This is a genomic window from Rathayibacter sp. VKM Ac-2760, from assembly GCF_009834185.1.
In the GTDB taxonomy this organism is placed as follows: Bacteria; Actinomycetota; Actinomycetes; order Actinomycetales; family Microbacteriaceae; genus Rathayibacter.
In genome coordinates this window covers 3,186,592-3,200,603 of record NZ_CP047173.1, presented here as the reverse complement: position 1 = coordinate 3,200,603, position 14,012 = coordinate 3,186,592, and the positions used below count along the sequence as shown (strand labels likewise).

Sequence of the window (14,012 nt, the reverse complement as noted above, 5' to 3'; positions counted from 1 at the left end):
AACACACATGGCCAAGATCATTGCTTTTGACGAAGAAGCCCGCCGCGGCCTCGAGCGTGGACTCAACACTCTGGCCGATGCGGTCAAGGTGACCCTCGGCCCGCGCGGCCGCAACGTCGTGCTCGAGAAGAAGTGGGGCGCTCCCACCATCACGAACGACGGCGTCTCCATCGCCAAGGAGATCGAGCTCGACGAGCCGTACGAGAAGATCGGCGCCGAGCTCGTCAAGGAGGTCGCCAAGAAGACCGACGACGTCGCCGGCGACGGAACCACCACCGCGACCGTCCTCGCCCAGGCGCTCGTCCGCGAGGGCCTGCGCAACGTCGCGGCCGGCGCCGACCCGATCAGCCTGAAGAAGGGCATCGAGAAGGCCGTCAAGGCCGTCACCGCCGAGCTCGTCGCCGGCGCCAAGGCGATCGAGACCAAGGAGGAGATCGCGGCCACCGCCTCCATCTCCGCCGCGGACCCCGAGATCGGCGCGATCATCGCCGAGGCGATCGACAAGGTCGGCAAGGAGGGCGTCGTCACCGTCGAGGAGTCGAACACCTTCGGCACCGAGCTCGAGCTGACCGAGGGCATGCGCTTCGACAAGGGCTACCTGTCGCAGTACTTCGTCACGGACCCCGACCGCCAGGAGGCCGTGTTCGAGGACCCGTACATCCTGATCGTCAACTCCAAGGTCTCGAACATCAAGGACCTCCTCCCCGTCGTCGACAAGGTGATCCAGGCGGGCAAGCAGCTGCTGATCATCGCCGAGGACGTCGACGGCGAGGCGCTGGCGACCCTGGTCGTCAACAAGATCCGCGGCATCTTCAAGTCGGTCGCCGTCAAGGCTCCCGGCTTCGGCGACCGTCGCAAGGCGCAGCTGCAGGACATCGCGATCCTCACCGGCGGCCAGGTCATCTCCGAGGAGGTCGGCCTCAAGCTCGAGAACGTCACCCTCGACCTGCTCGGCTCGGCCCGCAAGGTCGTCATCACCAAGGACGAGACCACGATCGTCGAGGGTGCCGGCGACGCCGAGGCCATCGCCGGTCGCGTCGCGCAGATCCGCGGCGAGATCGAGAACACCGACAGCGACTACGACCGCGAGAAGCTCCAGGAGCGCCTTGCGAAGCTCGCCGGTGGTGTCGCGGTCATCAAGGCCGGGGCCGCGACCGAGGTCGAGCTCAAGGAGCGCAAGCACCGCATCGAGGACGCCGTCCGCAACGCGAAGGCCGCCGTCGAGGAGGGCATCGTCGCCGGTGGTGGCGTCGCCCTCATCCAGGCCGGCAAGCTCGCCTTCGAGAAGCTCGAGCTGGTCGGAGACGAGGCGACCGGCGCGAACATCGTCCGCGTCGCGATCGACGCCCCGCTCAAGCAGATCGCGCTGAACGCGGGCCTCGAGCCCGGTGTCGTCGCCGCCAAGGTCCGCGAGCTGCAGACCGGTTGGGGCCTCAACGCCGCGACCGGCGAGTACGTCGACCTGATCGCCGCCGGCATCATCGACCCCGTCAAGGTCACGCGCTCCGCGCTGCAGAACGCCGCGTCGATCGCCGGTCTGTTCCTCACCACGGAGGCCGTCGTCGCCGACAAGCCCGAGCGGAACCCCGTCGCCGCAGGCGGAGACCCCACGGGTGGCATGGACTTCTAGTCCGACCCGCACCACACGGAAGGCGGTTCCCCCTCGGGGGAGCCGCCTTCCGGCGTTTCCGGGCACCCGGCGCAGGCGCTGTCGCTCGGGTGGCGTGCCGCGGTCAGTGCGCGAAGAGCCGCGCGTTCGCCTCCTCCGTCTCCGCGTACTGCTGGCCGGCGGTGCCGAGGGCCAGCGCGATCGACGCGAGGCCGTCCTCCACCTGCGACTGCGTCGTCCGCCAGAGCGAGACGACCCCCTGGAACGCGGTCGCGGCCTGGCCGGTCCACGAGCCCTCGAGACTCGTCAGCTGGCCGAGGAGGCCGGCGACCTCCGCCTGGATGCGCTCCGAGGAGCCGTGGATGGAGCCGGTGGCGGCGGTGATCGCGTCGATGTCGGTCTGGTAGTGGGTCACTGGAGGTCCTCTCGCTTCGTCGCGCCGGTCGGCGCGTGCGAGAGAACCTACGGTGCCGCGGAGGTGCCGCGGGGTGGATCAGACCGAAGCTGGGGAGGATTCGCCGTCCGGGCCGACGGTGAGGAGAGGCAGCGCGACGCGGAAGGTGGCGCCGCCGCCGGGGGTCTCGACCACGTCGACGTGGCCCTTGTGCGCGGCGACGATCGAGGAGACGATCGCCAGCCCGAGGCCGCTGCCGCCGGTCTCCCGGGTGCGCGAGGTGTCGGCGCGCCAGAAGCGCTGGAAGATCTTCTCCCGGATCTGCGGCGGGATGCCCTCGCCGTGGTCGATGACCTCGAGGAGCGCGAGGCGCCGAGCACGGTCGACGGCGACGCCGATCTCGATCGGGGTGTCCTCGGGGGTGTAGCGGACGGCGTTGCCGATCAGGTTGGTGAGCACCTGCCGGATCTTGTTCTCCTCCGCCATCACCATCGCCGGGACGCCCGCCTGCTCCGGCTCCGGAGCGGTGCCGGCCGCGATGTCCTCCGCCATGACGCGACGCGGCTTGCGGCGGAAGCGCGCCAGGCGGGCGCCGGCGGCGGCGATCGGACCGGTGAGTCCGGCGGCGGCGGTGGGGACCTCCATGGTCTGCGTGGCGGCGCCGGAGAGCTCGTCCATCTCGAGCGCGGGAGTCTCGACCGGGGTGTCGTCGCGGGTCTCGACGCCGAAGTCGCGGTCGGGCCAGGAGGCCATCGCATCCATGGCGGCATCGCGGGCGAGCGGCATCAGATCGACCGGGGTGAGCGCGAGGGGCTTGGTCTCGTCGAGGCGGGCGAGCTCGAGCAGGTCCTCGACGAGGCCGCCCATCCGGATCGCCTCCTTCTCGATGCGCTCCATCGCCTGGCCGACGGCCTCCGGAGTCTGCAGCGCGCCCATCCGGTAGAGCTCGGCGTAGCCGCGGACGGAGACGAGCGGGGTGCGCAGCTCGTGGCTCGCGTCGCCGACGAAGCGGCGCATCTGGTCGATCGTGCGCGCGCGATCGCGGAACGCGCTGTCGATGCGGACGAGCATCGCGTTGAGCGAGCGGTTGAGACGGCCGACCTCGGTGTTCGGGGTGGTGCCGTCGAGCCGCTGGCTGAAGTCGCCGTCGGCGATTGCGGCGGCGGTCCGCTCGACCTGCCGGAGGGGAGCGAAGGTGGTGGTGACGAGCAGGCGCGTCAGCATCGCCCCGATGACGACGATCGCGACGCCGAACCCGAGGAAGATCGTCAGGTAGAGCGTCATGATGTAGTCGATGTTGCGGGTGGTCGTCGCGAGCAGCAGGGTCGTGACCGCGTTGCCGTCCGAGTAGGTCGTCGCGACGTAGTGGTACTCGATCTTGCCGCTGGCGCTGTAGATCGTGCCCGACTTGTCGCCCAGGCGAAGGGCCTCCTCGATCGAGAACGTCTCGGGGAAGACCGGGTCGTTCGCGCCCAGTGCCGTCGTGTCCTGCTGCTGGCCCGCGGAGTTGTAGAGCGCTCCGACGTACTGCTTGTCGGAGTCGTCCATCCCGGCCTCGCCCTCCGTGACCAGGAGGTTCGCCGTCTGCTGGGCCTTCGTCCGGAGGTCCACGTCGAGCTGCGTGACGAGTTGGGGCTTCAGGAGCGTCATCGTGCCGATGCCGGAGACGAGCAGTCCGAGCGTCAGCAGCAGGACGGTGACGGCGGTGATCTTCGTGCGCAACGAGATGGAGTTCCACCGCTCGGCCAGACCCTGGTGCATCGCGGTGGAACTCCCTCGAAGTGGTGCGGGCGTCAGCTCCCCGGGGAGCCGGACGCCGCGGCGGCGGAGGTCAGACCTTCGCGACCTTCAGCATGTATCCGAATCCACGCTTGGTCTGGATGAGCGATTCCTCCGAATGCGTATCGAGCTTACGTCGCAGGTAGGAGATGTAGGACTCGACGATGCCTGCATCGCCGTTGAAGTCGTACTCCCAGACGTGGTCGAGGATCTGCGCCTTGCTGAGCACCCGGTTGGGGTTGAGCATCAGGTAGCGGAGCAGCTTGAACTCGGTCGGGCTGAGCTCGACCGGCTCGTCGCCGACCAGGACCTCGTGGGTGTCCTGGTCCATGGTCAGCTCGCCGGCGCGGATCACCGCGTCCTCCTCGGCGTGCATCGTGCGGCGGAGGATCGCCTTGATGCGCGCCACGATCTCGTCGAGGCTGAACGGCTTGGTGACATAGTCGTCGCCGCCGACCGTGAGCCCGGTGATCTTGTCCTCGGTGTCGTCCTTCGCCGTGAGGAAGAGGATCGGCGAGGTGTAGCCCGCGGAGCGCAGGCGCTTGGTGACGCCGAACCCGTTCATGTCGGGCAGCATCACGTCGAGGATGATGAGGTCCGGCTCCTCCTCGAGGACCGCGGAGATCGCCTGGGCGCCGTTGCCGACCGCGCGCACGGCGAAGCCGGCGAAGCGGAGGCTCGTGGTGAGCAGGTCGCGGATGTTGGGCTCGTCGTCGACGATGAGAATGCGGGGTCCGTCCATGCGGACAGTATCTGCGCGTAGCCTGTACGGAGTCTGGGAGTCGAGTGGCCGACGGCTCGGTGCCCTCCCGGTGCCGCCCGAGAGAGTCCGCTAGGAGGCGCGGCGGCGGCGGACTCCGACGATGAGCATCGCGATCATCATCAGGAAGGCGATGGGAAGCCCGACGAGGGGCAGGGCGAGGACGAACTGCCACAGGCCCCCGCTGTAGTCGCGCACGCCCATCATCGGAGCGATCAGGACGGCGAGGAAGGCGAGCACCGTCACGACGATGATCGCGACGAACATGTAGGCGAGCGTGCGCTCCGCGCGTCCGATGCCCGCAGGCTGCTGTGGCTTCACGGATCAAGGATAGGGCGGGCGCCGTCCTCTAAACTGATGGCTGCTTCATTTCCAGGAGGGGTTCTGCATGCCTACCGGCAAGGTCAAGTTCTACGACGAGGAGAAGGGCTTCGGCTTCATCAGCACTGATGACGGCCAGGAGGTCTTCCTGCACGCTTCCGCGCTGCCCTCCGGGACCGCGGTCAAGGCCGGCACCCGCCTCGAGTTCGGCATCGCCGACGGCAAGCGCGGCGCGCAGGCCCTCTCGGCCCGGATCATCGACGCTCCCCCCAGCATGGTCAAGCTCAGCCGCAAGTCGGCCGACGACATGTCGGTGATCGTCGAGGACACCGTCAAGCTGCTCGACGGCATCGGCACGGGCCTCAAGCGGGGCCGCTACCCCGACAAGACGCACGGGCACACGATCGCGACGCTGCTGCGCCGGGTTGCGGACGAGCTGGATGCCTGACGCCGACGAGACGAACGAAGGCCTGCCGGCCGAGGGTCCTGGTGAGCCGACGCATGACCCTGCGGTGACGACGGCGGACGACGACTCGGAGGCTCCAGTCGACGCTCCCGAGGCCTCCGAATCCGAGGCCTCCGGATCCGAGGACTCCGAGCCCGAGGTCTCGGAGACGGAGACGTCAGAGGCCGAGGACGCCGCTCCCGAGCCCGTCTACGAGCTCGACCCCGTGCTGGCCGCTGCGGAGGACCGCGCCCGCGAGGCGCTCGTCGACATCACTCAGGCCGACACCATCGGCGAGCTGGTCGCGACGATCGCGCAGGGCCCGCACGTCGTCTCCCTGCAGTTCGCGAACCTGATGCGCGGCTACCCGGGCTGGCTCTGGACCGCGACGCTGTCGAGGATCGACGAGTCCGAGGACGTCAACGTGCTCGAGGTCGAGCTGCTGCCGGGTGAGGGCTCGGTGCTGGCGCCGGACTGGGTGCCGTGGTCGGTCCGGCTCGCGGACTACCGCGCGGCGCAGGACGCCGCCGGTGAGCGCGACGAGACCGAGGACGACGAGTACGACGACGACACCGTCGTCGATGCGGACGAGTCGGACGGCGACGAGGCCGAGGACGACGAGCTCGTCGACGACGACGACGAGGCGGACGACGACGACGTTCCGGAGGACGACGACGATTCCGATGACGCAGACGAGGACGACTCGGACGAGGACGACTCGGACGACGACGACTCGGACGACGACGACTCCGAGGACGACGACGACGAGGACTCGGACGACGGCCGGCCCGCCCGCGCCGCATCCGGATCCTCGACCGACGGCGGGCGGGGCGGAAGCGGCCGCGGCCGTCGTCGCCGTCGCCGCTGACCTCGACCGACAGGAGAGCACCGGCGATGATGGAGACCGGCACCCTCGTCACCTACCCCGACGGCGCGGTGCGCGGCACGAGCACCGTGCTGCACGTCGAGGAGCTCGGGGACGAGCGCCGCGCCGTCGTCCTCGCCGAGACGCCGGCGCATCCGGTCGACCCGACCTGGCCCGATCAGGGGTCGGACCGCGGCGCCCTGCTGGTCGGCGAGGAGCGGTTCGAGCTGCTCGACTGCCGCATCGGCGCCTGGCGGGACGGCGAGCTGCACCTCGGCGAGCGGCTGCCCGCCCGCCTGGGGACCGAGGGCTGGGCCTTCGTCGTGGCGCACGTCGTCTCCGCCGACGCCCCGGTGGCCGTCGGCGACGAGGTCGGCGTCGAGATCGACGAGGAGTACCGCGGCGAGCTCTCCCGCGGCCACACCGCCTGCCACCTCGCGTCGCTCGCGCTGAACGCCGCCGTCGCGGACCTCTGGAGCAAGGACGTCCGCGTCGACTCGCTCGGGCGGCCCGACTTCGATCAGACGGCGATCCAGAGCTCGCTCATCCGCCGGTCCGGGTCGACCGACGTCTATCGCCTCGGCAAGTCGCTGCGGCGTAGCGGCTTCGACGCCGCCCGGCTCCGCGAGGAGCTGCCGGCCGTCGTCGAGCGGGCGGAGCGACTCCTCGCCGACTGGACCGGCACCGACGCGGCCGTCGTGATCGAGCGCGACGACGCCCTCCTGAGCTCCCGGCGCACCTGGCGCTGCTCGCTCCCCGAGGGCGAGGCCGCCATCCTCTGCGGCGGCACGCACGTCGGCAGGCTCTCCGAACTGGGTGAGGTGCGGATCTCGCTCGCGCTCGAGGACGACGGTGCGTCGCTCCGGATGGAGACCGACGCCGCTGCTCAGCGGCGGTTGCGGCTGTAGAACAGGCCGATCGTCCCGAGCACCACGCCGATCACGACGGTCGCCAGCACGAGCGGCGGGACGGTGGCGCCCGTCGCCGCGGCGATCAGCACGCCGACGAGCGCGAGCACCCAGAGGATGCAGCCGACCAGGAGCGCCGTCGCATCGTCGGAGGCGTAGGGCGGGGGAGCGGGGCGACGCTCGGCCGGACGCAGCCAGACCCTCATCCCGCGCCTCCCCGCTCCACCCGGACGCTCAGTCGGCCAGGCGGGCGACGACGTGGTCGATGCAGGCGAGCAGCGAGCGGACGTCGTCGGGCTCGATGGCGACGAAGGTCGCCACGCGCAGCTGGTTGCGGCCGAGCTTGCGGTACGGCTCCGTGTCGACGATGCCGTTCGCGCGCAGGATCTTCGCGATCAGGGCGGCGTCGATCGAGGCGTCGAAGTCGACGGTGGCGACGACCTGCGAGCGGTGCTCGGGGTTCTCGACGAACGGGGTCGCGATCGGCGACGCCTCGGCCCAGTCGTAGATCGCGGAGGAGGACTCGAGCGTGCGCGCCGACGCCCAGGCGAGGCCGCCGCTGGTGTTCATCCACTCGAGTTGCGACTCCATCAGCAGCAGCGTCGAGAGTGCAGGGGTGTTCAGCGTCTGGTTCAGGCGGGAGTTGTCGACCGCGTTCTTGAGGCTGAGGAACTCGGGGATGTAGCGGCCGCTCGCCGCGATCCGCTCGATCCGCTCGATCGCCGCCGGCGAGAAGAGGCCGAACCAGAGACCGCCGTCGGAGGCGAAGTTCTTCTGCGGGGCGAAGTAGTAGACGTCGGCCTCGGCCGCGTCGAAGTCGATGCCGCCGGCGGCGCTCGTCGCGTCGATCACCGTGAGCGCGCCCCCGTCGCCGTGGACGCGGGTGACCGGCGCCATGACACCCGTCGAGGTCTCGTTGTGCGGCCAGGCGTAGACGTCGACGCCCTCGAGGATCTCGACCTCGCTCCGCGAGCCGGCCGGAGCGGAGACGACGTGCGCGGGCTCGAGGAAGGGGGCGGAGGCGGCCTTCGCGAACTTCTGGCCGAACTCGCCAAAGGTGAGGTTCTCGGCGCGCCGGTCGATCAGGGAGAAGGCGGCGGCGTCCCAGAAGGCGGTCGAGCCGCCGTTGCCGAGCAGGACCTCGTAGCCCTCGGGGATGCGGAAGAGCGTCGCGAGGTGCTCGCGGACGGCGCCGACCAGGTTCTTCACCGGAGCCTGCCGGTGCGAGGTGCCGAGGAGGAGCGCCCCCTGCGTCGCGAGATGCGCGAGCTGGTCGTGCCGCACCTTGGACGGGCCGCAGCCGAACCGCCCGTCGTGGGGGAGGAGCTCGCGAGGAATGGTGACGTCCGGCATGCGTTAATACTAGGGTTCCCGGCCCGCCCCGCCTTCGACCATCGGAGGCCCTGCGCCCTGCCCCGTCGCCGATGACGGGACACGGTGCCCAGTAAGGTTGTGCGCGCTGAGACGGGAAGGCTGAGATGACGGATCTGATCGACACGACCGAGATGTACCTGCGCACCATCCTGGAGCTGGAGGAGGAGAACATCGTCCCCCTCCGGGCCCGCATCTCGGAGCGGCTCAGCCACTCCGGCCCGACCGTCTCGCAGACCGTCGGCCGCATGGAGCGCGACGGCCTCGTCGTCGTCTCCGGTGACCGCCACCTCGAGCTGACCGGCGACGGGCGCCGCAAGGCGATCCACGTCATGCGCAAGCACCGCCTCGCCGAGCGCCTCCTGCACGACGTCATCAAGCTCGACTGGGAGTTCGTGCACGAGGAGGCCTGTCGCTGGGAGCACGTGATGAGCGAGCAGGTCGAGCGCCGCCTCCTCGAGATGCTCGACCACCCGACCGAGTCGCCCTACGGCAATCCGATCCCGGGTCTCGACGAGCTGGGCGACACGCCCGCGTCGCGCTTCGCGGACGGTGTGATCAGCATCCCCCGCTTCGTGGCCGGCTCGGCCGAGCCGCAGCGCGGCACGGTGCGCCGGCTGGGCGAGCCCGCGCAGGTCGACCCGGAGCTGCTCCTGCAGCTCAAGCAGGCCGGCGTCATGCCGGGAGCCGAGGGCGAGTTCTCGGCGCTGAACGGCTACGTGCTCGTCCGCATCGACGGCGCGGAGGCGGGCATCGAGCTCCCCAACGAGGTGGCTGCGCACATCTTCCTCGTCAGCTGAACGTCCGCTCCACGCGCACTACAGCATCCGCGGCGGAGATCGGGACACGATCCGGTCTCCGAATGGTGACAAATCGGTAACGGTCGCTTACGCTCTGGGGAGCCCTGCGCCCGAACCGCGGTCGTGAGGCGCGGAGTCCGACGTCCCTTCCCGTCTCGGGCCCCGTGAACACCGATGCTTCGCGCACGTGAGACGGGACAGCTGCCTGGGCTGACGGGACGTCGGAGGTCCTCCCCCTTGCCCCAGAACCCCGCCAGCCCCGCCGGTTCCCCCGACCGGTTCCGCTCCACCCACCCGGACAGCCCCCGCAACGCGTCCTCCTTCGAGAACCGGCCGCCCGTGATCCGCGCCCGCTACACCGACGAGGCGCCCGTCGCCCGCCGGGCCGTGCCGACGGCGCCCTCGCGCCAGGCCGATGTCACGGACTTCGTCCCGACGCCCGCCGGGTCGCCCCGCAAGCGCAGCCGCGGCCGCACGATCGGCAAGGTCGCCATCGTCGGATTCGCCGGCGCGCTCGTCGCGACGATGGCGCTGCCCGCCTACGCCTTCTCGCCCGGCACCGAGAGCGACGGGCTGTTCGCCGCCTCGCAGGCCGACCTTCTGCGCCAGGGTGACGCTCAGACCGTCGCCGTCGCCGGCGGAGTCGTCCAGGCCGCGATCGCGCGCGACGGCTTCACGGCCGAGGCCGCGCCGCCGCCGCCCGAGCCGGAGCCGGTGGTCGAGCCCGTCGTCGACACCAGCGACGTGGCGGAGGCTCGCGCCGAGACCGCCGAGAGCTTCAACTCCTACGAGGGCGCCTCGGCGAGCGAGCTGGCCGCCAGCGCACCGAGCACGAGCTACAGCCTGTCGGCCGTGTTCAACACGGCGCTGCAGTACCAGGGCGTGCCGTACGTCTTCGGCGGGGCCGACCCCAGCGGCTTCGACTGCTCCGGTCTCGTGATGTACGTCTTCGCGCAGTACGGCATCTCGATGCCGCACTCGGCCGCGGGGCAGGCGGCCATGGGCACGCAGATCCCGCTGTCCGAGGCGCAGCCCGGCGACCTGGTGATCATGCCCGGTCACGACGGCTTCTACGCGGGCAACGGCAACATCCTGCACGCCCCGTACGCCGGCGCGAGCGTCCGCGTGCAGCCGATCTGGACGCCCGACTACACGATCGTGCGCATCTCCGGCTGACGCCCGCCGTCGCTGCTCGACCGAGAGCCCGTCCCACTCCGGGGCGGGCTCTCGGGCGTCGTGCGGCCGGGGCGGGATCCGGACGCGTCGGCGTGTGAATTGCGGATGACGAATCCCGGCCTTCCTCTGGTGTTCGGGGCGGGAAGGGTTAATCTGAACCTCAGTCCGCTCGCGTGGCGAGCGGATCGATTCGTCGAGGGACGGAGTGCCGGAATGGCCGAGCGGAACGGGCACCACTGCGTGGGGCTGCGTTCGCGCGTGCGGCGCACCGGCTCGGTCCGCACCGACTCGATCCGCGCGGGGCTCCTGCGCGCCGAAGTCGACTCCTCCGACAGTCGGCTACGGCACCACGTCATCGTGCGGCTCTGCGCCGCGGCCTCGAAGGGCGCCGTCGATCCGACGGCGCCCTTCTGCGTGGTCGCGACGCCGGCCCGCGGCGGCGTGCGACAGCACGGAGGTCACTGATGCGCACACTCGTCCTCAACGCCGGCTACGAGCCGCTCGCTGTGGTGTCCTTCAAGCGGGCGCTGGTGCTGCTGATGACCGAGAAGGCGATGATCATCGTCGCCGACGAGGAGCACCCGGTGCACGGCGCGACCGGTGACTACGTGCGGCCCTCGGTCATCGTGCTGACGCGCTACGTCCGCATCCCGAGCTCGCGCAGCGTGCCGGTCTCGCGCCGCGGGGTGCTGCGGCGCGACAACCACCGCTGCGGCTACTGCGGTCAGCACGCCAACACGATCGATCACATCCAGCCGAAGTCGCGCGGCGGTCGCGACACCTGGGAGAACCTCGTCGCCTGCTGCCACCGCTGCAACAACGTCAAGAGCGATCGCACTCCGCTCGAGATGGGCTGGCAGCTGCGCTCGGTGCCGCGGATGCCGCGCGCCGGCTCCTGGCTCGTCCGCGGCGCGGAGCGCACCCAGCCCGAGTGGGACGACTACCTGACGGCTGCGGCGGCCTGACCCCTCCCGCGAGATGCCACTTGTGCGCGCTCGACACGGCGTGTCGCGCGCACAAGTGGCATCTCGCGGGGAGTGGGGGCGGGGCTACTCGTTGTCGCCGCCCGTGGCCTCCGAGGCGTTGCCGGGGTGGGGGCCGGACCAGGTCCAGTTCGCGACCTCGGGGATGTCCTCGCCGTACTCGCGGGTGTAGGCGCGGGCGCGGATGCGGGCGTCCTGCATCTCCTGGCGGAGGCCCGCGGCCCGGGCGCCGAGGCCGGGCGTGCGGTCGATCACGTCCATCACCAGCGAGTAGCGGTCGAGGTCGTTCAGCATGACCATGTCGAACGCAGTCGTGGTCGTGCCGTTCTCCTTGTAGCCGCGGACGTGCAGGTTGCCGTGACCGGTGCGCTTGTAGGTCAGGCGGTGGATCAGCCACGGGTAGCCGTGGTACGCGAAGATCACCGGGCGGTCGGGGGTGAAGACGGCGTCGTACTCGCGGTCGGAGAGGCCGTGCGGGTGCTCCGACTCGGACATCAGCCGCATCAGGTCGACGACGTTGACCGTGCGGATCGCGAGGCCGGGCAGCTCCCTGCGGAGGATGCTGACGGCGGCGAGGGTCTCGAGCGTCGGGACGTCGCCTGCGCAGGCCATCACGACGTCCGGCGACTCGCCGTGCCGCTCGTTGCTGGCCCAGTCCAGGATGCCGAGGCCGCGGGTGCAGTGCGCGATCGCCTCCGTCATCGTGAGCCAGGCGGGGGAGGGCTGCTTGCCGGCGACGACGACGTTGACGTAGTCGACGCTGCGGAGGCAGTGGTCGTAGACGGAGAGCAGCGTGTTGGCGTCGAAGGGCAGGTAGATGCGGACGACCTCGGGCTTCTTGTTCACGACGTGGTCGATGAAGCCGGGGTCCTGGTGACTGAAGCCGTTGTGGTCCTGGCGCCAGACGTGGCTGGAGAGCAGGTAGTTCAGGCTCGCGATCGGGCGGCGCCACTCGATGTCGCGCGTGCCGTCCAGCCACTTCGCGTGCTGGTTGAACATCGAGTCGATGATGTGGATGAAGGCCTCGTAGCAGGTGAAGAGTCCGTGCCGGCCGGTGAGCAGGTAGCCCTCGAGCCAGCCCTGGCACTGGTGCTCCGAGAGCACCTCCATCACGCGGCCCGCGCGGGCGAGATGGTCGTCGAGCGGGCTGAGCTCGGCGTTCCACTGCTTGTCGGTCGCGGCGTAGACGCTCTGCAGGCGGTTGCTCGCGACCTCGTCGGGGCCGAAGATCCGGAAGTTCGTCGGGTTCTCGCGGACGACGTCGGCGAGCCACTCGCCGAGCACCTTCGTCGCCTCCGCGATGGTGCCGCCCGGCTCGTGCACGACGACCTCGTAGCGGCGGAAGTCCGGCAGCCGGAGGGTCTGGCGGAGCAGGCCGCCGTTGGCGTGCGGGGTCGCGCTCATCCGCAGGTCGCCCTCGGGGGCGAGCGAGCGGACGCGCTCGGCGATGCCGCCCTCCTCGGTGAACAGCTCCTCGGGCCGGTAGGAGCGCATCCATGTCTCGAGCAGGCGGGTGTGCGCCTCGGTGTCCCGGGCGTTCGCGAGCGGGACCTGGTGGGCGCGGTAGGTGCCCTCGACCTGGACACCGTCGATCTCGACGGGGCAGGTCCAGCCCTTCGGGGTCTTCAGGATGATCATCGGCCAGGCCGGGCGGGCGAGGTCGCCCTCGGCGGCGCGCGCCTTGATCGCGGCGATGCGGTCGAGCACCGTGTCGAGGACCGCGGCGAAGCGCTCGTGCACCCGCATCGGGTCCTCGCCGTCGAAGCCGCCCTCGACGGTGAACGGCTCGTGGCCGTAGCCGCGCATCAGGCTCTCCAACTCCTCGTGCGGGATGCGGGCGAGGACCGTGGGGTTGGCGATCTTGAAGCCGTTGAGGTGCAGGATCGGCAGGACGACGCCGTCGGTCGCGGGGTTCACGAACTTGTTCGAGTGCCAGCTGGTCGCGAGCGGGCCGGTCTCGGCCTCGCCGTCGCCGACGACCGCGGCGACCAGCAGGTCCGGGTTGTCGAAGGCGGCGCCGTAGGCGTGGCTGAGGGAGTAGCCGAGCTCGCCGCCCTCGTGGATGCTGCCGGGAGTCTCGGGCGCCGCGTGGCTCGGGATGCCGCCGGGGAAGCTGAACTGGCGGAAGAGGCGGCGCAGGCCGTCCTCGGTCTCGTCGATGTGCGAGTAGATCTCGCTGTAGGTGCCGTCGAGGTAGGCGTTGGCGACCATGCCCGGTCCGCCGTGGCCGGGGCCGGTGATGTACAGCGTGGGCTGCGCGCGCTCGGTGATCGCGCGGTTGAGGTGCGCGTAGATCAGGTTGAGGCCGGGAGTCGTGCCCCAGTGGCCGAGGAGGCGCGGCTTGATGTGCTCGCGGGCGAGGGGCTCGCGCAGCAGCGGATTGGCGAGCAGGTAGATCTGGCCGACCGCGAGGTAGTTGGCGGCGCGCCACCAGGCGTCGATCGTCTCGAGGGTGTCGGGGTCGAGCGGGCTGTCGTCGCGGGCGGCCCAGACGTGCTGAGCGGCGGCGGTGGTGAGGGATGCGGCCATGCTGCAACGCTCGCAGGCGAGGGGGCGGGGCGGAAGGGCCTTGCGGGTGGCGGGGCGCCGTCCGACGGGGCC

At 70.7% G+C, this 14,012-nt stretch carries 15 protein-coding genes; 8 read left to right on the top strand and 7 right to left on the bottom strand.

What is annotated here, in order from left to right; all coding sequences use genetic code 11:
• The first annotated feature begins 7 nt into the window (after positions 1–7).
• On the top strand, positions 8–1,630 hold the full coding sequence (gene groL, locus GSU72_RS14515) for a chaperonin GroEL (RefSeq protein ID WP_123702372.1): 1,623 nt from the start codon (positions 8–10) through the stop codon (positions 1,628–1,630).
• A 103-nt stretch (positions 1,631–1,733) separates the two neighbouring features.
• Here groL and GSU72_RS14510 read toward each other — a convergent pair whose 3' ends face one another.
• From GSU72_RS14510 to GSU72_RS14495, 4 genes are all read right to left on the bottom strand, one after another.
• Positions 1,734–2,024: a WXG100 family type VII secretion target gene (locus tag GSU72_RS14510; RefSeq protein WP_159985696.1), complete on the bottom strand. Its 291-nt coding sequence runs from the start codon at positions 2,022–2,024 to the stop codon at positions 1,734–1,736.
• A 78-nt stretch (positions 2,025–2,102) separates the two neighbouring features.
• Positions 2,103–3,764 (bottom strand): ATP-binding protein, encoded by a 1,662-nt coding sequence (locus tag GSU72_RS14505; protein ID WP_159985695.1) that lies wholly within the window; start codon positions 3,762–3,764, stop codon positions 2,103–2,105.
• Between the two features lie 70 nt (positions 3,765–3,834).
• Entirely contained in the window at positions 3,835–4,524 is a 690-nt protein-coding gene (locus GSU72_RS14500; RefSeq protein ID WP_085475163.1) for a response regulator transcription factor, read from the bottom strand.
• 90 nt (positions 4,525–4,614) lie between these two features.
• Positions 4,615–4,863, bottom strand: a complete 249-nt coding sequence (locus GSU72_RS14495; protein ID WP_244255832.1) for a hypothetical protein — start codon at positions 4,861–4,863, stop codon at positions 4,615–4,617.
• Between the two features lie 67 nt (positions 4,864–4,930).
• On the opposite strand from GSU72_RS14495, the gene GSU72_RS14490 reads away from it, so the two are divergent.
• The 3 genes from GSU72_RS14490 to GSU72_RS14480 are packed head-to-tail and all read left to right on the top strand — an operon-like array spanning position 4,931 to position 7,081.
• Positions 4,931–5,311 (top strand): cold shock domain-containing protein, encoded by a 381-nt coding sequence (locus tag GSU72_RS14490; protein WP_159985694.1) that lies wholly within the window; start codon positions 4,931–4,933, stop codon positions 5,309–5,311.
• The gene (locus GSU72_RS14485; RefSeq protein WP_159985693.1) at positions 5,304–6,176 is read left to right on the top strand and encodes a DUF3027 domain-containing protein; all 873 of its coding nucleotides are present in this window, start codon (positions 5,304–5,306) and stop codon (positions 6,174–6,176) included. The genes GSU72_RS14490 and GSU72_RS14485 overlap by 8 nt, the downstream gene beginning before the upstream one ends.
• A 26-nt stretch (positions 6,177–6,202) precedes the next feature.
• A complete protein-coding gene (locus tag GSU72_RS14480; protein ID WP_208545064.1) occupies positions 6,203–7,081 on the top strand; it encodes a metal-dependent hydrolase in 879 nt (292 codons plus the stop codon).
• Here the strand turns inward: GSU72_RS14480 and GSU72_RS14475 are convergent.
• Both GSU72_RS14475 and serC read right to left on the bottom strand, forming a co-directional pair.
• On the bottom strand, positions 7,060–7,287 hold the full coding sequence (locus tag GSU72_RS14475; protein WP_159985692.1) for a DUF2530 domain-containing protein: 228 nt from the start codon (positions 7,285–7,287) through the stop codon (positions 7,060–7,062). The genes GSU72_RS14480 and GSU72_RS14475 overlap by 22 nt on opposite strands.
• A gap of 28 nt (positions 7,288–7,315) precedes the next feature.
• Positions 7,316–8,434 carry a phosphoserine transaminase gene (serC, locus tag GSU72_RS14470; RefSeq protein ID WP_159985691.1) on the bottom strand — a complete coding sequence of 373 codons (1,119 nt, stop codon included), beginning with the start codon at positions 8,432–8,434 and terminating at the stop codon, positions 7,316–7,318.
• Positions 8,435–8,559: 125 nt separating this feature from the next.
• Between serC and GSU72_RS14465 the strand changes: the two genes are divergently transcribed.
• From GSU72_RS14465 to GSU72_RS14450, 4 genes are all read left to right on the top strand, one after another.
• Positions 8,560–9,252, top strand: coding sequence for a metal-dependent transcriptional regulator (locus tag GSU72_RS14465; protein WP_159985690.1), 693 nt, complete (start codon positions 8,560–8,562; stop codon positions 9,250–9,252).
• A gap of 237 nt (positions 9,253–9,489) precedes the next feature.
• Positions 9,490–10,428: a C40 family peptidase gene (locus GSU72_RS14460; RefSeq protein ID WP_244255831.1), complete on the top strand. Its 939-nt coding sequence runs from the start codon at positions 9,490–9,492 to the stop codon at positions 10,426–10,428.
• A 105-nt stretch (positions 10,429–10,533) separates the two neighbouring features.
• On the top strand, positions 10,534–10,893 hold the full coding sequence (locus GSU72_RS14455) for a hypothetical protein (RefSeq protein WP_159985689.1): 360 nt from the start codon (positions 10,534–10,536) through the stop codon (positions 10,891–10,893).
• Complete coding sequence (locus GSU72_RS14450) at positions 10,893–11,393, top strand: HNH endonuclease (RefSeq protein WP_123445178.1); 501 nt, start codon at positions 10,893–10,895, stop codon at positions 11,391–11,393. The genes GSU72_RS14455 and GSU72_RS14450 overlap by 1 nt, the downstream gene beginning before the upstream one ends.
• An 84-nt stretch (positions 11,394–11,477) precedes the next feature.
• Here GSU72_RS14450 and GSU72_RS14445 read toward each other — a convergent pair whose 3' ends face one another.
• Positions 11,478–13,940 carry a phosphoketolase family protein gene (locus GSU72_RS14445; protein ID WP_159985688.1) on the bottom strand — a complete coding sequence of 821 codons (2,463 nt, stop codon included), beginning with the start codon at positions 13,938–13,940 and terminating at the stop codon, positions 11,478–11,480.
• Positions 13,941–14,012: the final 72 nt, after the last annotated feature.